Here is a 17,255-nt window from a genome sequence, read left to right on the forward strand (position 1 = left end):
GCCGCCTATCTGGTTTGCGCCACAAGACCCGTTCAATACGACTTCGCGAGCCCCAGCACCTTTTCCGCGATGAAGCTGAGCGCGAGCTGCGGGCTGACCGGCGCGATGCGCGGGATCAGCACTTCGCGCAAGTAGCGCTCGACGTGGTATTCCTTGGCATAGCCGAAGCCGCCATGGGTCATCACCGCCTGCTCGCAGGCCGAGAAGCCCGCTTCGCCGGCGAGATATTTCGCGGCATTGGCCGCGGCGCCGCATGGCATGCCCTTGTCGTACTGCCACGCCGCCGACATCACCATCAGCCAGGCGGCCTCGAGCTCGACCCAGTTCACTGCGAGCGGATGCTGGATGCCCTGGTTCTTGCCGATCGGGCGATTGAACACGACGCGGGTCTTGGCGTATTCGGTGGCGCGCGACAGCGCGAGCTTGCCGAGGCCGACCGCCTCCGCGGCAATCAGGATGCGCTCGGGGTTCATGCCTTCGAGGATGTACTCGAAGCCCTTGCCCTCTTCGCCGATCCGATCCTCCATCGGAATTTCAAAGTCCTCGAAGAACAGCTCGTTGGAATCGACGATCTTGCGGCCCATCTTCTCGATCTCGTGGACCTTGATCCTGTTGCGGTCGAAATCGGTATAGAACAGGCTGAGGCCATGGGTGGGCGAGCGCACCTCTTCCAGCGGCGTGGTGCGCGCCAGCAGCAGGATCTTGTGCGCGACCTGCGCGGTCGAGATCCACACCTTCTGGCCGTTGACGATGTAGCGGTCGTTCTTGGCGACCGCACGGGTCTTGAGTTGCGTGGTGTTGAGACCGGTGTTGGGCTCGGTCACGGCAAAGCACGCCTTCTCGCGGCCCTCGACCATCGGCGGCAGCATGCGCCTGCGCTGTTCTTCCGTGCCGAACACGACGACCGGATTGAGGCCGAACACGTTGATGTGCACCGCGGAGGCGCCGGACATGCCGGCACCCGACTCCGCGATGGTTCGCATCATGACCGCGGCTTCGGTGATGCCGAGCCCCGAGCCGCCATATTCTTCCGGCACGCAGATACCGAGCCAGCCGGCGTCCGCCAGTGCCTTGTGGAAGTCGTGCGGGAAGCCGCCGTCGTGATCCTTCTTCAGCCAGTAAGCATCGGGAAAGCCCTCGCAGATCTTGGCGACGGCGTCGCGAATGGCTTCCTGCTGATCGGTGAGCGCGAAATCCATGTCCTTGGTCTCCTTCTTGGGAGCCGCGACCGCGCCATCTCCCTTCTTTCGCGTTCCCCACGCAAAGGCCGTGGACGCTTGCTGCGCCCGGGCGTGCCTTCGCTCGCGTTCTTTAGCTCGAAAATCCGCGCACAGATACGTGAATTTATCCGTGAAGTGTGTCTACCATGCATAGGGTCATGCGGCGCGAAAGTATGCGCGCGCCGTAATTTCGCAGGGAGGAAACCGCGATGGCCGGACTTTATTTCGAAGACTTTTCCGTCGGCCAGGAGTTCAGGCATCCGCTGACCCGGACCGTCACGGAAATGGACAACACCATGTTCAGCCTGCTGACGCTCAACCCGCAGCCGCTCCATATCGACGCGCATTTCGCCGAGAAGACCGAGTTCGGTCAGCGCATTTTCAACAGCCTTTACACCCTCGGCATCATGATCGGCATGACGGTCTATGATACGACCCTGGGGACCACCGTCGCCAATCTCGGCATGACCGACGTCACCTTTCCAAAGCCGGTCTTCCATGGCGACACGTTGCGGGCCACGACAAAGGTGCTCTCGGTGCGGGACTCCAAATCGCGGCCCAGGGCCGGTATCGTCGAGTTCGAGCACCATGCCTTGAACCAGAACGACGAGATCGTCGGCAAATGCCGCCGCATGGCGATGATGCACAAGAGGCCGGTCTGATGCGTTCGATGCTGTTCGTGCCGGGCGATTCCCCGCGCAAATTCGAAAAGGCGAGCGAAGGCAAGGCCGACGCGCTGATCATCGATCTCGAGGACTCCGTCGTCACCGAGAAGAAAGCGGAGGCGCGCGAGCTGACACTTGCGATGCTGAAAGGCCGCAGCAAGCCACGTCAGCTCTATGTCCGGATCAACGCGCTCGACACCGGCATGACGCTGGCCGATCTCGCCGCGGTGATGCCGGGCAGGCCGGACGGCATCGTGCTGCCGAAATCGCAGGGCGGCGACGACGTGCGGCGGGTCGCCACCTGGCTCGAGGCGTTGGAAGCAGCAGCCGGCATCGCGGTCGGCACGACCCGCATCGTCTGCGTCGCGACGGAGACCGCCGGCTCGATCTTCGGGCTCGGCAGCTACAAGGGCTGCTCCCCTCGCCTTGCCGGCCTGATGTGGGGCGCGGAGGATCTCTCCGCCTCGCTCGGCGCGACCGAGAAAGCGAGCGGCGGCGTCTTCCACAGCCCCTATCGCCTGGCGCGCGATCTCTGCCTGATGGCCGCGGCGGCGGCCGACGTCGCGCCGATCGACACCGTCTACACCGACATCGACAATCTCGCGGGCCTCGAAGCCGAGACGCGCGCGGCACGGCGCGACGGCTTCTCCGCAAAGGCGCTGATCCATCCCAAGCACGTCGACATCGTCAACGCGGCCTTCGAGCCGACCGACACCGAGCGGAAATGGGCGGAGAAGGTGATCGCGGCGTTCGCCAGCAATCCCGATTCCGGCACGCTGCGGCTCGACGGCCAGATGATCGACAGGCCGCACCTTCGCGCCGCGAGAAAGATCCTGGGCCAATCCTAGACGAGGACGCAGGCCTCGCCAGCTCGATCGGCTGCGCCCGAAGCTTCGACTTGAGGTCCGGCTTCAGTCGAAGCCCTGAACGGGCGGCGCCGACGTTGGCGCCGGCACGGCAGGCGCAGCTTGAACCGGTGGGGCCGGATTGCCGGCGGCTCTCATCTGGCTGTTGGCTGCCATCGCCTCGCGCGTGCGCGGCGGGCCGCCGGTCGCGGCGGACCGGCGCGGCGGCTGCCGAGGCCTTGCCGATTGCGAACCTCTCATGCCCCAGGAGCGGGCGATCGAAGGTCCGGCAGTGTAGCCGATCAGGGCTCCGGCGACCGCACCGACCGGGCCCAGCACGACCGCGCCCGACACCGCGCCGAGCGCCGCATCGCCCGCGCGCTCCTGCGCAATCGCGCTCGCCGGTACGCACGCCAGTATTGCAACAGCGGTGATCAGAGCTTTGGTCATCGGAGCGCCTCCCTTTCGGGAAATCACTCCTGCCGAAATATGGCCGCACGAGGTTCGCTTGCCGGCCAACACGAGGCAATGGCCAAATGGAACTCGGGCAGACCAGACGACCAGCGCCAGACGTGCCGAGCGCACGCTGCTCGCTGGCCGGAGCGATCGGGCCGGGCGCCGCGGCGGGATCGAAGCCCTTGCCGTGTTCCCGGCGGTTCTGCTGCGCCGCCACGCCGTCCTGGAGATCGCGAGCACGGCAGCAGCACCGCCTTCGCACATCTTGACACCGATCTTCCGCGGCATATTTTTCCGTCGCGAAAGGACTTCTCACCCTCTCGACAATCAAAGGATCAAACGCGACCGTCTGGAGAGACGATGATGCTCGATGAGAATCTGGCCCGCATTCGTGCGCACCGCAACAACATCCACCGCTACCGGCGTCTGCTGAAGACCAGGCTGTCTCAGTTGGAGCGCCAGTTCGTCGAGAGACGCCTCGCGGAAGAGCAATCGGCGCTCGATGGCCTGACCGCGGCGACCTTCCCTGTCAGCTTCCGCGCTTCCGGAGCGCCGGCCAATGCGACGGGGATGGCGCAATGAACAGCCAGCAGGACCTGCTCATTCGAGGCAGCGAGAAGGTCATCGGCCATTACGAGCTGCTTCTTGCAAGCGCCAAGACCGAGCATGAGCACGAGCTCTATCGCCAACGCATCGAACGCAAGCGGCGGCTGATCCGGGACCTGCAGGGCGGGCTGGATCACCGCGCGGCCTGAGCTGGGAGATCACACGCCCCGTCACCCCAGGTCAATCGCATTTGAATTTTGCAGAGGTCGTCATGCCCGGGCTTGTCCCGGGCATCCACGTTCTTTGCGCCGCGTGGAAAGGCGTGGATGGCCGGGTCAAGCCCGGCCATGACGCTGTGGAGACAGCCGGTGCCCATAGCGACATCTCATATGCGATAGCCCTGCCATCGCGGGGACGAACCGCTTGCGCGGTTCGTCCCCGCATTCGTTTCAGCGAACGAGGCGGTTGGGGCCTGCGAGCGCGCTGCTGGGCTCGGTCGCTGGCGCCACTCTCACGGTAGCGGTGAGCGGCGTACCCTTGCGCAGCAGAGTGAGCCTCACATCCTCGCCGATGCGCGCAAGACCGATCGTATTGCGGAGCTGGGCGGCGGTGCGGATCGGGCGGTCGTCGGCTCCGGTGACGATATCGCCCTTGCGCAAGCCGGCCTTCTCTGCAGGCGAATCTGCAGCGATCTCGGCGATGACGGCGCCTTGATTCAAGCCCTTGTTGATCGAGGGATGCAGGTCCTTCAGCGAGACGCCGATGCGACCGCGCTCGACGCGGCCGCTCACGATGATCTGCTCCATCACTTTTCGCGCCATGTTGACCGGGATGGCAAAGCCGATGCCGACATTGCCGCCCGCGGGCGAGATGATCGCAGAGTTGATGCCGACGAGTTCGCCGCGCAGGCTGACCAGCGCCCCGCCGGAATTGCCGGGATTGATCGCCGCATCGGTCTGGATGAAGTCCTCATAGCCCTGCTTGCCGAGGCCGGTGCGGCCGAGCGCGCTGACGAGCCCTGACGTCACGGTCTGGCCGAGGCCGAACGGATTGCCGATCGCAAGGACGAAATCACCGACCTCGAGCCCGTCGCTGTCGCCGAAGGGAAGCGCCTTGAGCCCGGCCGGGTTCTCGACCTGAAGCACCGCGACATCCGTCGGCGGATCACGGCCGATGACCCTGGCGGAAAACTGGCGGCCGTCCTTGGTCGTGATCTGAACGGCGGAGGTGCCTTCGACCACGTGATTATTGGTCAGCACATAGCCGCGCTGGGCGTCGACGATGACCCCGGAGCCGGTCGCGTTGACCTCCTTCTCGATCTGCCTGGGGACGTCGAAGAATTCGCGGAAGAGCGGATCGCGATAGAGCGGGTTGTCCTCGCGCACGCGGCCGTGCACGGAAATGTTGACCACGGCGGGCGTCACCTGGCGCACCAGCGGCGCCAGGGTCGGCACTGGGCCGCCGGTCTTCAGATCCGGAACCTGGCCGACGGCAGGCTGCGACGCCGTGAGCGTCAGCACCAGCAGGGCCAGCGAGAGCAGACGCACAGCATTCATCTTCGTCACCTGCCGCTTGCGTTGTGTGGATATGCGCGACCTGCGTGGCCTCAGCCTTCGTCGCGTGGTGCGACGATCCAGCCCTGCAGGGCCAGAAGCGGGACGGTCCAGGCTGCCGCGGCCTGGCCGAGCAGCACGAGTCCGAGAACGGCGGGCGTGAACATCATGCGGCCCGCCCTTCTGCGGCGGCCCATGGCCGCCGCAGCCGCATCGGCACGCCGCCGCCCCGCGGCGGATCGTCATTGTCGTTGTCGCCGTCGAGCCTGCGCAAGGCGGCCAGAATATCGGCGAGCCGGACCGTGTGGCTCATGCCGGGAATCTCGCGCAAGGCGGGACAGGATTCGACCGCGTACATGTCGGATGCCCAGGACGACAGGATGATGCGCTTCTCGGGCGAAGAAAGCTCCGGCGCATTCAGAACGTCGGCAGGCGAGTCGTAATGGGCCGCAGGGTGAAACAGCGGATTGAGAGTGCCGGGATTGGAATTCACGTTGGTCATCGGCGTGTCTCCCTCATGCTCCTTTCCAGGGGACGGGTTTGTCGACGATGGGACGGCGGCGCCGAACGCCGCCGTCCCGCTTGACATCAATGCGTGTTGATGGCGATGCGCTTGACGCCTTCGCGCGCCTTCTCCGATTTCGGCAACGACACGGTCAGGACGCCGTTCTTGAACGACGCCTCGGCCTTGTCCTCCTCGACACCGTCCAGCGGGATCTGCCGCTCGAAGGCGCCGTAATAGCGCTCGGTGAAGTACCTGCCTTCGCCGTTGCGCTCCGCCTTCTTCTCGCCGCGGACGGTCAGGACGCCATTGGCGATCTCGACCTGCACGTCCTTCTCGGTGAGGCCGGGAAGCTCGGCGGATACCGTCAGCGTCTTGTCGGTCTCGCTGAGCTCGACCTTCGGCCAGCCGAACCGGCCTTCCATCAGCGGCGACAGGCTTGTCCCGCCGAAGCCGCGGAAGACGTCGTCGAACAGACGGTTCATCTCGCGGTGAAGCGTCAGGAACGGATCGAAATTGTCGCGCGCGGGCGCAAGCTCCTGGTTTCTCGACCAGGGAATGAGATCACGAAAAGCCATGGTTCTCTCCTTCATGCATCGGGAGCGCGGCCCGCGCATCCGCGCGCCGCGTTCCGCCATTCAATCGATCGAGCGCTTTAGGCTGCTTTCTTCTGCTCGATCTGCGATGCCGCAGAAGCGCCGCCCGCGATCGGAATGCGGCGCGGCTTCATGGCTTCCGGAACCTCGCGGACGAGGTCGATGATCAGGAGCCCGTCCTGGAACGAGGCCTGCTTCACCTGGACGTAGTCGGCGAGATTGAACACGCGCCGGAACGGACGCGCGGCGATGCCCTGGTATAGATATTCGCGCGCAGCGGTCTCGGGCTTCCTGCCCTCGATGGTGAGTGCGTTCTGCTCGGCCGTCACGGTGATGTCGCTGGCGCCGAAGCCTGCCACCGCAAGGCTGATCCGGTAATGGTCTTCGCCGGAGCGCTCGATGTTGTAGGGGGGATAGTTGTCCTCGGTCGCCTGGCGCAGCGTGCTGTCGACGAGGTCGGCCAGATGATCGAAGCCGATGGTGGAGCGCCACAGGGGCGCGAAATCAAAACTGGTCCTCATAACCAAGTCCTCCAAAGAGCAAGATGGATACGAAGGAGCGCAAGGCGGGAATTCAGACGGGTCCGAAAGACCAGCCCGGCGCCCGTGCCGGACCCGATTCCGGCGTCCGGCACACCGCTCTCGCGGCGAAAAACGACTTAGAAAATCCGAGACCGCTTTCAAGAGGGGGCGGAGAAAAATTTCGGGGGCCGCCGCACCCCCTGGCGGGGGCTGACCTTCAGGATCTCAGCGGGCCCCGCGCCGTCTCCGGCGCCAGCAGCGTCGCGATGATCGTGACGATCGACAGCGCGATGATGTAGACCGACACCGCCCAGTACGAGCCGGCCCATGCCAGCAGCCCGGCCGCGATCAGCGGCGAGAAGCCTCCGCTCAAAGCTGCCGCGACGTTGGCGCCGAGCGAAGCACCGCTGTAGCGCACCTGGGTGCGGAACAGCTCCGGCATGAACGCGGCCTTCGGCCCGAACAGCAGCGCATGGGTCAGCGTCATCGTGACGACGAGCGCGAGCGTGATCAGCGCCGGCTCCCTGGTGTCGAGGAACCAGAACAGCGGAAAGGCCAGCGCCACCGAGAATACGCCGCCGGCGAGATACAGCGCCTTGCGTCCGAAGATGTCGGACAGCCAGCCGGCAAGCGGCAGCGTCGCGAACTCGACGATGGCGGCATAGACCACGGCATCCAGGATCACCTGCCGTGGCAGACCGAGCTTTGTCGTGGCATAGACCACCGTGAACACGGTGAGGAGGTAAGCGAGCCCGACCTCCGATACCGTGATGCCGACCGCGAGGAGGAAGCTGCGCCAGTCGCGGCGTAGCACCTCGAGCGCCGGCTGCGCCAGCACCTCCTTGCGCTCGACCACTTCCTTGAAGTGCGGCGTCTCCGCGAGTTTGAGCCGCACGATGAAGCCGACGCCGACGAGCAGAATGCTGATCAGGAAGGGCACGCGCCAGCCCCAGCTGAGGAAGTCCGCCTCGGGCAGCTTCGTCATCAAAGCGAAGATGCCCGTGGACGCGGCGACCCCGACGGGAAAGCCGATCTGCACCAGGCTGCCGTAGAAGCCACGGCGATTGCCGGCATGCTCGATCACCATCACCACCGCGCCGCTCCATTCGCCGCCGAGCCCGATGCCCTGAACGAAGCGCAGGCAGACGAGCAGGATCGGCGCCCAGATGCCGATCTGGCTATAGGTCGGCAGGCAGCCGATCAGGAAGGTGCCGAGCCCCATTGCGATCATGGTCGCGACCAGCATGGTCTTGCGGCCGAGCCGGTCGCCGTAATGCCCGATGATGGCACCGCCGATCGGCCGCGCCACGAAGCCGACCGCATAGGTCGAGAATGCCACGAGCGTGCCGACGAAGGGATCGAAGCTCGGGAAGAACAGCCTGTTGAAGACCAGCGCTGCCGCCGTGCCGTAGATCAGGAAATCGTACCACTCGATGGCGGTGCCGAGCGCGCTCGCCCACACCACATGCGCCGTCGTCGATCTCTCCGCCGAAGCGGAGGCCCCTACTGCTGCCGTCATGCCCTGCCCAGAGATTCCGTTGGACATCATGGCCAATCGCAGCGGCCGTTGCAACCTGCGGCAGCGCTGGCTCCCGCACGATACGGCGCGAGATTTTGGCGCACGACTGCCACATCAGTCATTGCGAGGAGCCCTTGCGATGAAGCAACCCAGAATGCCTCGGCGGAGAGATCTGGATTGCTTCGCTTCCGCTCTCGTCTTCGAGCTTCGGTGGACAAGCCGCTCGCAATGATGGTGGCGGGGCAATTGCACATGCCAAGCGCGCCGGCGATCGCGGAACCCGGCTCCGCATCTATTCGCCATTGACAAACTTATTCGTCATTATCTAATTTACCTCCAGAACAACCCCGCCGCGTCAGGCGGCCAGTCAAGAGAGGGAACGACGATGAGAGGGCTTTTGGCCTGCGCCATGCTCGCGGCCATGACGTCGGCTGCCATGACCACAGCGGCCACCGCACAAGTCTCCGACGACGTGGTGCGGATCGGCGTGCTGACGGATCTGTCGAGCTGGGGCCGCGACAACAGCGGACCGGGCTCGGTGGAAGCCGCGAAGATGGCGGTGGAGGAGTTCGGGCCGACCGTGCTCGGCAAGCCCATCGAGATCATCGGCGCCGACCATCAGATGAAGACCGACGTCGGCGTGCAGATCGTGCGCGGCTGGTTCGACAACGGCAAGGTCGACGCCGTGGTCGACATCCCCAATTCCGGCATCGCGATCGCCGTGCACAACATGGTGCGCGAGCGCAACAAGATCGCGCTGCTGTCCGGTCCCGGCGCGAGCTCGCTGACGGACGAGCTGTGCAGCCCGAACACCGTGCACTTCACTTATGACACCTACGCGCTGTCGAAGGTGACGGCCTCGGCCGTCATCAAGGAAGGCGGCAAGTCCTGGTACTTCATCACGGCCGATTACGCCTTCGGCCAGCAGCTCGAGAAGGACGCAACCCGCTTCATCAACGAGATGGGCGGCAAGGTGCTCGGCGGCGTGAAGCATCCGACCAACACGGCGGACTTCTCCTCCTTCGCACTCCAGGCGCAGAGCTCCAAATCCGACGTCGTCGCCTTCGCCAATGCCGGCCAGGACACCGACAACGCCATCAAGCAGTCCGGCGAGTTCGGGCTCGTCCAGGGTGGCCAGAAGCTGGTCGGCCTCCTGATGTTCGACACCGACGTGCACGCGATCGGCCTGAGGGCTGCGCAGGGCACCTACATGACCACGGCTTCCTACTGGAACATGGACGAGGCCACGCGCGCCTGGTCGAAGAAGTTCTACGAGCGCACCAAGGTGATGCCGACCATGATCCAGACCGGCGTCTACGGCTCGGTGCTGCATTATCTGAAGGCCATCAAGGCTGCCGGCACCGACGATTCCGCCAAGGTGATGGCCAGGATGCGCGAGCTGCCGATCGAGGATATCTTCGTTCACGGCGGCAAATTGCGCGAGGACGGCCGCGTCATCCGCGACATGTATCTCGCCAAGGTGAAGACGCCCGAGCAATCGAAGGAGCCGTGGGACTATCTGGATATCGTCAAGACCGTGAAGGGCGAGGACGCCTTCCGCCCGGTCTCCGAATCCAAATGTCCGCTCCTGAAGAAATGAGGTGAGGCATGACCGGCAACGAGCATGGCGCCATTGAGACTTACGAGTGCGACGTGCTCGTGGCCGGATCGGGTTGCTCCGGCATGTCGGCCGCGATCACCGCGCGCTCCCGCGGCCTCGATGTGCTGATCGTCGAGAAGGAGCCGCGCTTCGGCGGCACCACCGCGCGCTCCGGCGGCTGGCTCTGGATTCCCGGTACGTCGCTGGCGAAAGCCTACGGCATCGAGGAGACGCCGGAACAGGCCCGCACATATTTGCGCCACGAGGCCGGCAACAATTACGACGCCGCGCGGGTCGATGCCTTCCTGAGCGCCGGCCCCGAGGCGGTCGATTTCTTCACCACCAAGACCGCGCTTCGCTTCGACATGCCGCTGGTGTTTCCGGACTACCATGCCGAGGCGCCCGGCGGCGCGCAGGGCGGCCGCTCCATGGTGACGCGCCCGTTCGACGGCCGCGAGCTTGGCGATCAGATCAAGACGCTGGGCATGCCGCTGCCCGAGCTCACCGTGTTCGGCATGATGCTTGGCTCCGGCAAGGAGATCATCCATTTCATGCGGGTGACGAAGTCGCTGACCTCGGCGGTCTACGTCGCCAAGCGCCTGTCGCGGCATCTGATGGACGTGCTGCGCTACGGCCGCGGCATGACGCTCACGAACGGCAATGCGCTGGCGGGGCGCCTCGCGAAATCCGCGCTCGATCTGAAGATTCCGATGTGGCTGTCCTCGCCGGTGCGCGAGCTGACGGTCGAGAACGGCGCCGTCACCGGCGCGATCGTCTCGCGCGAGGGACGCGACGTGCGCGTGCATGCGCGCCAGGGCGTCGTGCTCGCCTGCGGTGGTTTTCCCCATGACGTCGAACGGCGCAGGAAGATGTTTCCGCATGCACCGACCGGCAATGAGCACTATTCGCCGGGGCCGACCGGCAATACCGGGGATGGACTACGCCTGGCGGAAGCCGCCGGCGGGCATGTCGAGAATCGCTTGCCGAACGCGGCAGCCTGGGTGCCGGTGTCGCTGACCACGCGCAAGGACGGCTCGAAGGGCGTGATGCCGCATTTCATCGACCGCGCCAAGCCCGGCGTGATCGCGGTGATGGGCGACGGCAAGCGCTTTGCCAATGAAGGCAATTCCTATCACGACTTCGTCCAGGCCATGGTCAAGGCGGCCAAGCCCGGCGAGGAGATCGCCGCCTTCCTCGTCTGCGATCACAGGACGTTGCGCAAATACGGCCTCGGCTGCGTGCCGCCCTTCCCGATGCCGCTGGGCCATCACCTGAAGTCCGGCTATCTCATGCGCGGCGACACGCTGGAGGCGCTGGCGGCGAAGGCCGGCATCGATGCCAAGGCGTTCACCGAAACGGTCAGGCAGTTCAATGCGACCGCCCCACTCGGTCACGATGCTGCCTTCGGCAAGGGCTCGAAGGCCTATAACCGCTACCAGGGCGACGCACTGCACGGCCCGAACCCCTGCGTCGCACCGATCGAAAACGGACCGTTCTACGCCATCAAGATGGTGATCGGCGATCTCGGCACCTATGCCGGCATCGTCACCGACGAGAACGCGCGGGCGCTCGACGCCGAAGGCCGCGTGATTCCCGGCCTCTATGCCGCCGGCAACGACATGGCGAGCATCATGGGCGGCAATTATCCAGGCGCCGGCATCACGCTTGGGCCGGCACTGACCTTCGGTTACATTGCCGGACGGCATCTTGCCGACAGCGCCGCCAGGCGCGACGCAGCGTAGGCCACCCGCCAGGAGGCGCATGAAGAGAGAAAGCCGCGGCATCCAGTCGATCGAGGTCGGCGGAGAATTGCTCCGCGCGCTCGCGAGATGCGGCGAGCCGATGATGCTGCGCGATCTCGCCCGCGAAGCCGGCATGACGCCGGCCAAGGCGCATCCCTATCTCGCCAGCTTCTCCCGCATCGGCCTGATCGAGCAGGACGAAACCACCGGCCGCTACGAGATCGGCGCGCTGGCGCTCGAGCTCGGCCTCATCAGCCTGCGCCGCCTCTCAGGCGTGCGCATCGCGCGCCCCAGGATCGCCGCGCTCGCGAACCAGATCGGACATGCAGTCTCGCTTGCCGTCTGGGGCACGCACGGTCCAACCGTGGTGCAGCTCGAAGAGCCGGCCCAGCCCGTCCACATCGTGATGCGGGCCGGTTCGGTGATGGCACTGCTGGAGACCGCGACGGGCCGCGCTTTTGCGGCGTTCCTGCCGGAGAAGACGATCGCTGCCGCGCTCGAAAGCGGGCTCGATCGTCGCGGCGTCGGCTACAATCCGAAGCGCGCGGTGAAGGGCGCGAAGGTCGCCGAGATACTCGCCGAGGTCCGCAAGCACGGCCTTGCCCGTGCGCTCGGCGATCCCCTGCCCGGGGTCAACGCATTCTCGGCGCCCGTGTTCGACCATTCCGGCCACGTCGCGCTGGTCATCACCGCGATGGGGCCGGAAGGCACTTTCGACGCGCGCTGGGACAGCCCGATCGCGCATGCCTTGCGCGACTGCGCCGGCGGCATCTCGAAGCGGCTCGGCCATGGGATGACGGTTGCGGCGGAGTGAGGGAGACTGCCTGCCTCACGACGACTGTCATTCCCCGCGAAAGCGGGTAATCCAGTACGCCGCGGCCCATCGATCCGATCACGACCGCCTCGGCGTACTGGATCGCCCGGTCAAGCCGGGCGATGACATCGAGTGTGGGGCGGCAACGTGCCTACTTTTCCTTCACCGGCACCGTGTAGTTCAGGATCAGCCGGCCGCCATCGGGATAGATCGTCTGGCCGGTGATGTAGGACGCATCGTCGCTGGCAAGGAACGCCACGACCGACGCCACCTCGCTCGGCTCGCCGCCGCGGCCGGCCGGCGTGCGCGACATCACGGTCCTGCGGGCATCCTCCGAGGTGTAGATGGACGAGGCCACCATGTCGGTCAGGATCGTGCCGGGGCCAACCGCCACCACACGAATGTTGTGCGGGGCGAGCGCGACAGCCGCGACCGAGGTGAGCTGCTTCATGCCGCCCTTGGAAATCGCGTAGGTCGCAAGTGACGGAATCGCGAGCAGCGCATTGACCGAGGACATGTTGATGATGACCCCGCCGCCGCCCTGCGCGATCATCTGCCTGGCGGCCGCCTGCACGCCGAAGAACGCGCCTTTCAGGTTGATGCCGATGATCTCGTCGAAATCCTGCTCGGTGATGTCGAGGATGTCCTGATTGCGGGCCACGCCGGCATTGTTGACCATGATGTCGAGCCGGCCGAACTCCTTCACGGCAGTCGCGACCAGCTGATCCACGTCAGTGCGCTTGGCAACATTGCCGGCGACGGTGCGCAAGGCCTCCGGCCACCCCAACTCGGCAGCCGTGGCGGCCAAGCCGCCGGCATCGATATCGGAGATGACCACCTTGACGCCGTCATCGAGCAATCGTTTTGCACATGCCTTGCCGATACCGCGCGCCGCGCCGGTGATGGCGGCGACCTTGCCGGATAGTTTCATGGGTTCGCTCCAGGACTTGTGACGATCTCGCGGTCGCGTTCACGCAAAGACGCGCGGGCGCAGTCCAGCATGAAACCAGGTGATCATGGAATAGATGTCGTAGACCGGCAGCCCGACTTCGGCTTGAAGCGCTGCGGCATAAGGCGGCATGTTGGTGCATTCGAGCACGATGGCGCCGACATCCGGATTCCTGGCGACGAGCGCCTTGCCGGCCTCGACCACGTCGCGCTCGGCTTGCGCCACGTCCATGTCGTCCTTCTCGGCCTTGATCAGGACACGGAAAAACTCCTTGCCGTTCTCGGTACCGACCAGCGGCGTATCGAGCGGCACGCCGGCGCCTTCGAGATGGGCCGGCGTCAGGGTCGAGCCCGACACCGTGACGAGACCGACGCGCTTGCCCGGCGGCAAGGTCGCCTGCACCCAGGGCACCTGCATCAGCGACGAGGTCGCGACGGGAACGCCGACGGCCGCCGCGATCTCCTTCTGGAACAGCGAGAGGAAGCCGCAATTGGTGGTGATGGCCTCGGCGCCCAACCGCACCAGATCCTTGGCCGCGTCGATGAAGTCAGGCAGCAGGCCGGCTGCGCCCTTCAGCACCACCTTCTCCGGCGAAGCCCCACTCACCACGCGATAAAGCACGGGGAACGGCCAGGTCGTGCCGTTGCCCATGTCGCCGGCAATGCGGGGGAAGCGCGCCTCCAGCATCAGGATGCCGAGCGGCGCGCCATAGATGGCCTTGCCACCACGGGCGATGCGGGAAGACGGGCTGGCTGAGACGATCATGGTGCGCTCTCAGAGGAAACGATCGGGCGCGAACGGCGCGAGTGGAATCTCCGGCGCCTTGCCGCTCAGGAGCTGGGCGACGAGACGGCCGGTGCGGGCCGAGCCGACCAGGCCGACATGGCCGTGGCCGAAGGCATAGACGATATCGCGCGAGGCGCGCGCGTAGCCGATACAGGGACGCCCGTCCGGCATGCTCGGGCGATGGCCGAACCAGGTCTTGATGCGGGAAGCCGGGATGTCCTTCGGCAGTTTCGGGAACATGCTGAGGAGGTGGCTGCGCAGGATCTCGGCGCGTTTCCAGTTCGGCGCGGCCTCTAAGCCGGCGATCTCCACCGTGCCGGCGGCGCGCAGGCCCTTGTTGGTCCAGTTCACCACCATCTTGGCGTCGGATGCCATCATCGAACTACGCGGGCCCGATTCCGGATTCTCGATCACGACATGATAGCCGCGCTCGGTCTCGAGCGGGAGGGGATCGCCGACCGATGCGGTGAGTTGCTTCGAGCGGGCACCCGCCGCGACCACAGCGGCATCGCATGCGATCTCGCCGGTTTCGGTGACGACCGCGACGAGCTTGTTGCCGGAGAGCTTGAGCCCCGTCGCCTTGGCGCGCACATGCTTCGCGCCGCTGGCGATCGCATGATTGGCAAGCGCAGCAACGTAAGCACCGGGATCGCGGCAGCGTCCGGCCTCCTCCACCACCACGCCAAAGGTGTAGCGCGGATGCAGGTCCGGCTCGCGCTGCCGCATCTCGTCCGCGTTGAGCTCAAGCCATTGGACGCCGACCTTGTTGCGCAGGCGCCAGCCGAGGTCGCTGTCGAAATTGCCTCGCGACGGGAAGACATGCATCACGCCGTTGCGCTCGATCAATTCAGGGACGCCCGCCTCTTCCGCGAGCTTCCGGTGCAGCAACGGCGCGTCCTTCAGGAGATCACGCAACGCAAACGCCGTCGTCTCGACGCGCGCCGCGGTCCAGCCCGAGAGCAGGTACTTGATCAACCAGGGCAACGCCTTCGGCAGGTACGACCAGCGGATCGCGAGCGGGCCGAGCGGGTCCAAAAGATATCCCGGCACCTTCATCCAGATGCCCGGCTCGGCCGGCGGGATCACCGAATGCGACGACAGCCAGCCGGCATTGCCGTAGCTCGCCGCCTGTTCGCCGCCGGGCTCGCCCGGATCGATCAGCGTGACGCGATGGCCCTCGCGCAGCGCCTCGATCGCGCTGATCACGCCGATCGCGCCGGCACCGATGATGGCGACGTGGCGGCCGGCCGACATCGCCTAGGCCTTCACCGCGGGCACAAAATCCTTGCCGACCGAGATCGCGCGCGGATCGATGATGCAATGGAGGATCGACGGCTTGCCGGAAGCGAGCGCGCGCTCGAAGGCCGGCGCGAACTCTTCGGTGCGCTCAACGCGCTCGCCATGGCCGCCGAACGCCTTCGCGTACATCGCAAAGTCCGGATTCTTGAGCTGGGTACCGACGACACGGCCCGGATAGTCGCGCTCCTGGTGCATGCGAATGGTGCCGTATTGTGAATTGTCGACGACGATCACGATCAGCGGCGCGTCATACTGCACGGCCGTTGCGAATTCCTGGCCGTTCATCAGGAAGCAGCCGTCACCGGCGAACGCGACGACGACGCGATCCGGATACTGCCGCTTGGCGAGCACGCCCGCCGGCACGCCATAGCCCATCGAGCCCGAGGTCGGCGCGAGCTGGGCGGCAAAGCTGTGGAAGCGGTGGTGGCGATGGATCCAGCCGGCATAGTTGCCGGCGCCGTTGCAGACGATAGCATCCTTCGGCAGGCGATCGCGCAGCCAGGTCATCACCTGGCCGTACTGGAACGAGCCCGGCAGCTCGCGCGCCTTCTCGGTCCAGGCGAGATAATCGGCGTGCGCCTTGGCAGCCTCGCCCTTCCAGGCCACCGCGCCGGCGGGCTTCAACGTCTCGATGGCGGCAGCGAATGCGGCCGGCGTCGCCTGGATCGCAAGCGCCGGCTGATAGACCCGGCCAAGCTCTTCGGAGCCAGGATGCACATGGATCAGCTTTTGCTGCGGGGTCGGAATGTCGAGCAGCGTATAGGACGAGGACGGCATCTCCGACATGCGGCCTCCGATCAGCAGGATGACATCGGCGCCCTCGATGCGCGCCTTCAGGCCCGGGCTCGGCCCGATGCCGAGATCGCCGGCATAGTGCGAATGGTCGGCATCGATCAGCGAAGCCCTGCGGAACGAGGTCGCGACCGGCAGGTCGAAGCGCTCGGCAAAGCGCGCAATGCTCCTGGTCGCCTCATCGGTCCAGCGCGTGCCGCCGAGAATGACGAGCGGTGCCTTGGCGCTCGCAAGCATCGCACCGACGCGTTCGATATCGGCAGGCGCCGGCCAGCTCACGGCGGGCTCGATGCGCATGGCATCGGCAACGGCGGCGGTCTCGGTCAGCATGTTCTCCGGCAGCGCGATCACCACGGGACCGGGGCGGCCCTGCATGGCGACGCGGAAGGCGCGCGCCACCAGCTCCGGAATGCGGTCGGGACGATCGATCTCGACCGCCCATTTCGCCATGGAGCCGAACACCGCCTTGTAGTCGAGCTCCTGGAACGCCTCGCGCTCGCGCATGCCGGTGTCGACCTGGCCGACGAACAGGATCATCGGCGTCGAATCCTGCATCGCGATGTGGACGCCGTGGCTGGCATTGGTCGCGCCGGGGCCGCGGGTGACGAAGCAGACACCGGGGCGGCCGGTCAGCTTGCCATAGGCTTCCGCCATCATCGCAGCGCCGCCTTCGGCCCGGCATATCACGACGTCGATCGGGCTGTCATGCAGCGCATCGAGCGCCGCCAGATAGCTCTCGCCCGGCACGCAGGTGACGCGCTCGACGCCTTGGGCGACGAGCTGATCGATCAGGATCTGGCCCCCGGTGCGGGTGTTGCGAATGGTCATGTCGGCTCCCTCGAGACTTCGG

At 65.8% G+C, this 17,255-nt stretch carries 17 protein-coding genes and 1 pseudogene; 7 read left to right on the forward strand and 11 right to left on the reverse strand.

Annotated features, from left to right (window positions below):
* Positions 1–32: 32 nt before the first annotated feature.
* Positions 33–1,199 carry an acyl-CoA dehydrogenase family protein gene (locus ACM42_RS28995; protein ID WP_271531045.1) on the reverse strand — a complete coding sequence of 389 codons (1,167 nt, stop codon included), beginning with the start codon at positions 1,197–1,199 and terminating at the stop codon, positions 33–35.
* A gap of 227 nt (positions 1,200–1,426) precedes the next feature.
* On the opposite strand from ACM42_RS28995, the pseudogene ACM42_RS29000 reads away from it, so the two are divergent.
* Together ACM42_RS29000 and ACM42_RS29005 are read left to right on the forward strand one after the other, a co-directional pair.
* Positions 1,427–1,882: pseudogene (locus ACM42_RS29000) on the forward strand (MaoC family dehydratase); the annotation flags it as partial.
* Positions 1,882–2,733, forward strand: a complete 852-nt coding sequence (locus tag ACM42_RS29005) for an HpcH/HpaI aldolase/citrate lyase family protein (protein ID WP_271531047.1) — start codon at positions 1,882–1,884, stop codon at positions 2,731–2,733. The pseudogene ACM42_RS29000 and the gene ACM42_RS29005, both read left to right, overlap by 1 nt.
* A gap of 63 nt (positions 2,734–2,796) precedes the next feature.
* On the opposite strand, the gene ACM42_RS29010 is transcribed toward ACM42_RS29005, so the two are convergent.
* On the reverse strand, positions 2,797–3,180 hold the full coding sequence (locus tag ACM42_RS29010) for a hypothetical protein (protein WP_271531048.1): 384 nt from the start codon (positions 3,178–3,180) through the stop codon (positions 2,797–2,799).
* A gap of 366 nt (positions 3,181–3,546) precedes the next feature.
* On the opposite strand from ACM42_RS29010, the gene ACM42_RS29015 reads away from it, so the two are divergent.
* Together ACM42_RS29015 and ACM42_RS29020 are read left to right on the forward strand one after the other, a co-directional pair.
* The gene (locus tag ACM42_RS29015; protein ID WP_370120293.1) at positions 3,547–3,768 is read left to right on the forward strand and encodes a hypothetical protein; all 222 of its coding nucleotides are present in this window, start codon (positions 3,547–3,549) and stop codon (positions 3,766–3,768) included.
* On the forward strand, positions 3,765–3,941 hold the full coding sequence (locus tag ACM42_RS29020; RefSeq protein WP_271531049.1) for a hypothetical protein: 177 nt from the start codon (positions 3,765–3,767) through the stop codon (positions 3,939–3,941). Before ACM42_RS29015 ends, ACM42_RS29020 begins: the two co-directional genes overlap by 4 nt.
* A gap of 240 nt (positions 3,942–4,181) precedes the next feature.
* Here ACM42_RS29020 and ACM42_RS29025 read toward each other — a convergent pair whose 3' ends face one another.
* The 5 genes from ACM42_RS29025 to ACM42_RS29045 all read right to left on the reverse strand — a co-directional run bounded on the left by ACM42_RS29025 (position 4,182) and on the right by ACM42_RS29045 (position 8,423).
* Positions 4,182–5,288, reverse strand: a complete 1,107-nt coding sequence (locus ACM42_RS29025; RefSeq protein ID WP_271531050.1) for a trypsin-like peptidase domain-containing protein — start codon at positions 5,286–5,288, stop codon at positions 4,182–4,184.
* Between the two features lie 163 nt (positions 5,289–5,451).
* Positions 5,452–5,787 carry a hypothetical protein gene (locus tag ACM42_RS29030; protein ID WP_271531051.1) on the reverse strand — a complete coding sequence of 112 codons (336 nt, stop codon included), beginning with the start codon at positions 5,785–5,787 and terminating at the stop codon, positions 5,452–5,454.
* A gap of 86 nt (positions 5,788–5,873) precedes the next feature.
* Positions 5,874–6,365: an Hsp20/alpha crystallin family protein gene (locus ACM42_RS29035; RefSeq protein ID WP_271531052.1), complete on the reverse strand. Its 492-nt coding sequence runs from the start codon at positions 6,363–6,365 to the stop codon at positions 5,874–5,876.
* Between the two features lie 77 nt (positions 6,366–6,442).
* The gene (locus ACM42_RS29040; RefSeq protein ID WP_124162495.1) at positions 6,443–6,904 is read right to left on the reverse strand and encodes an Hsp20 family protein; all 462 of its coding nucleotides are present in this window, start codon (positions 6,902–6,904) and stop codon (positions 6,443–6,445) included.
* 217 nt (positions 6,905–7,121) lie between these two features.
* Complete coding sequence (locus ACM42_RS29045) at positions 7,122–8,423, reverse strand: MFS transporter (protein ID WP_271531053.1); 1,302 nt, start codon at positions 8,421–8,423, stop codon at positions 7,122–7,124.
* 385 nt (positions 8,424–8,808) lie between these two features.
* On the opposite strand from ACM42_RS29045, the gene ACM42_RS29050 reads away from it, so the two are divergent.
* Genes ACM42_RS29050 through ACM42_RS29060 form a run of 3 tightly spaced genes read left to right on the forward strand, consistent with a single transcriptional unit; the run spans position 8,809 to position 12,579 of the window.
* Positions 8,809–10,023, forward strand: a complete 1,215-nt coding sequence (locus tag ACM42_RS29050) for an ABC transporter substrate-binding protein (RefSeq protein WP_271531054.1) — start codon at positions 8,809–8,811, stop codon at positions 10,021–10,023.
* 8 nt (positions 10,024–10,031) lie between these two features.
* Positions 10,032–11,765, forward strand: coding sequence for an FAD-dependent oxidoreductase (locus tag ACM42_RS29055; RefSeq protein WP_271531055.1), 1,734 nt, complete (start codon positions 10,032–10,034; stop codon positions 11,763–11,765).
* Between the two features lie 19 nt (positions 11,766–11,784).
* Positions 11,785–12,579 carry an IclR family transcriptional regulator gene (locus ACM42_RS29060; protein WP_131869566.1) on the forward strand — a complete coding sequence of 265 codons (795 nt, stop codon included), beginning with the start codon at positions 11,785–11,787 and terminating at the stop codon, positions 12,577–12,579.
* A gap of 151 nt (positions 12,580–12,730) precedes the next feature.
* Here the strand turns inward: ACM42_RS29060 and ACM42_RS29065 are convergent, their stop codons facing one another.
* From ACM42_RS29065 to ACM42_RS29080, 4 genes are read right to left on the reverse strand one after another with little or no spacing between them, the layout of a single operon-like run.
* Positions 12,731–13,510: an SDR family NAD(P)-dependent oxidoreductase gene (locus ACM42_RS29065; RefSeq protein ID WP_271531056.1), complete on the reverse strand. Its 780-nt coding sequence runs from the start codon at positions 13,508–13,510 to the stop codon at positions 12,731–12,733.
* A 39-nt stretch (positions 13,511–13,549) separates the two neighbouring features.
* Positions 13,550–14,293, reverse strand: a complete 744-nt coding sequence (locus ACM42_RS29070) for an aspartate/glutamate racemase family protein (RefSeq protein ID WP_271531057.1) — start codon at positions 14,291–14,293, stop codon at positions 13,550–13,552.
* A gap of 9 nt (positions 14,294–14,302) precedes the next feature.
* On the reverse strand, positions 14,303–15,568 hold the full coding sequence (locus tag ACM42_RS29075) for an NAD(P)/FAD-dependent oxidoreductase (RefSeq protein ID WP_271531058.1): 1,266 nt from the start codon (positions 15,566–15,568) through the stop codon (positions 14,303–14,305).
* A gap of 3 nt (positions 15,569–15,571) precedes the next feature.
* Complete coding sequence (locus ACM42_RS29080) at positions 15,572–17,233, reverse strand: thiamine pyrophosphate-binding protein (RefSeq protein ID WP_271531059.1); 1,662 nt, start codon at positions 17,231–17,233, stop codon at positions 15,572–15,574.
* Between the last annotated feature and the right edge of the window lie 22 nt (positions 17,234–17,255).

The sequence above is a fragment of the Bradyrhizobium sp. CCBAU 25338 genome (assembly GCF_028128965.1).
GTDB classification, from domain to species: domain Bacteria; phylum Pseudomonadota; class Alphaproteobacteria; order Rhizobiales; family Xanthobacteraceae; genus Bradyrhizobium; species Bradyrhizobium liaoningense.

Coding starts and splice junctions, on each gene's coding strand:
- ACM42_RS28995 (WP_271531045.1), bottom strand. CDS start 1,199: ATGGATTTCGCGCTCACCGATCAGCAGGAAGCCATTCGCGACGCCGTC.
- ACM42_RS29005 (WP_271531047.1), top strand. CDS start 1,882: ATGCGTTCGATGCTGTTCGTGCCGGGCGATTCCCCGCGCAAATTCGAA.
- ACM42_RS29010 (WP_271531048.1), bottom strand. CDS start 3,180: ATGACCAAAGCTCTGATCACCGCTGTTGCAATACTGGCGTGCGTACCG.
- ACM42_RS29015 (WP_370120293.1), top strand. CDS start 3,547: ATGATGCTCGATGAGAATCTGGCCCGCATTCGTGCGCACCGCAACAAC.
- ACM42_RS29020 (WP_271531049.1), top strand. CDS start 3,765: ATGAACAGCCAGCAGGACCTGCTCATTCGAGGCAGCGAGAAGGTCATC.
- ACM42_RS29025 (WP_271531050.1), bottom strand. CDS start 5,288: ATGAATGCTGTGCGTCTGCTCTCGCTGGCCCTGCTGGTGCTGACGCTC.
- ACM42_RS29030 (WP_271531051.1), bottom strand. CDS start 5,787: ATGACCAACGTGAATTCCAATCCCGGCACTCTCAATCCGCTGTTTCAC.
- ACM42_RS29035 (WP_271531052.1), bottom strand. CDS start 6,365: ATGGCTTTTCGTGATCTCATTCCCTGGTCGAGAAACCAGGAGCTTGCG.
- ACM42_RS29040 (WP_124162495.1), bottom strand. CDS start 6,904: ATGAGGACCAGTTTTGATTTCGCGCCCCTGTGGCGCTCCACCATCGGC.
- ACM42_RS29045 (WP_271531053.1), bottom strand. CDS start 8,423: ATGACGGCAGCAGTAGGGGCCTCCGCTTCGGCGGAGAGATCGACGACG.
- ACM42_RS29050 (WP_271531054.1), top strand. CDS start 8,809: ATGAGAGGGCTTTTGGCCTGCGCCATGCTCGCGGCCATGACGTCGGCT.
- ACM42_RS29055 (WP_271531055.1), top strand. CDS start 10,032: ATGACCGGCAACGAGCATGGCGCCATTGAGACTTACGAGTGCGACGTG.
- ACM42_RS29060 (WP_131869566.1), top strand. CDS start 11,785: ATGAAGAGAGAAAGCCGCGGCATCCAGTCGATCGAGGTCGGCGGAGAA.
- ACM42_RS29065 (WP_271531056.1), bottom strand. CDS start 13,510: ATGAAACTATCCGGCAAGGTCGCCGCCATCACCGGCGCGGCGCGCGGT.
- ACM42_RS29070 (WP_271531057.1), bottom strand. CDS start 14,293: ATGATCGTCTCAGCCAGCCCGTCTTCCCGCATCGCCCGTGGTGGCAAG.
- ACM42_RS29075 (WP_271531058.1), bottom strand. CDS start 15,568: ATGTCGGCCGGCCGCCACGTCGCCATCATCGGTGCCGGCGCGATCGGC.
- ACM42_RS29080 (WP_271531059.1), bottom strand. CDS start 17,233: ATGACCATTCGCAACACCCGCACCGGGGGCCAGATCCTGATCGATCAG.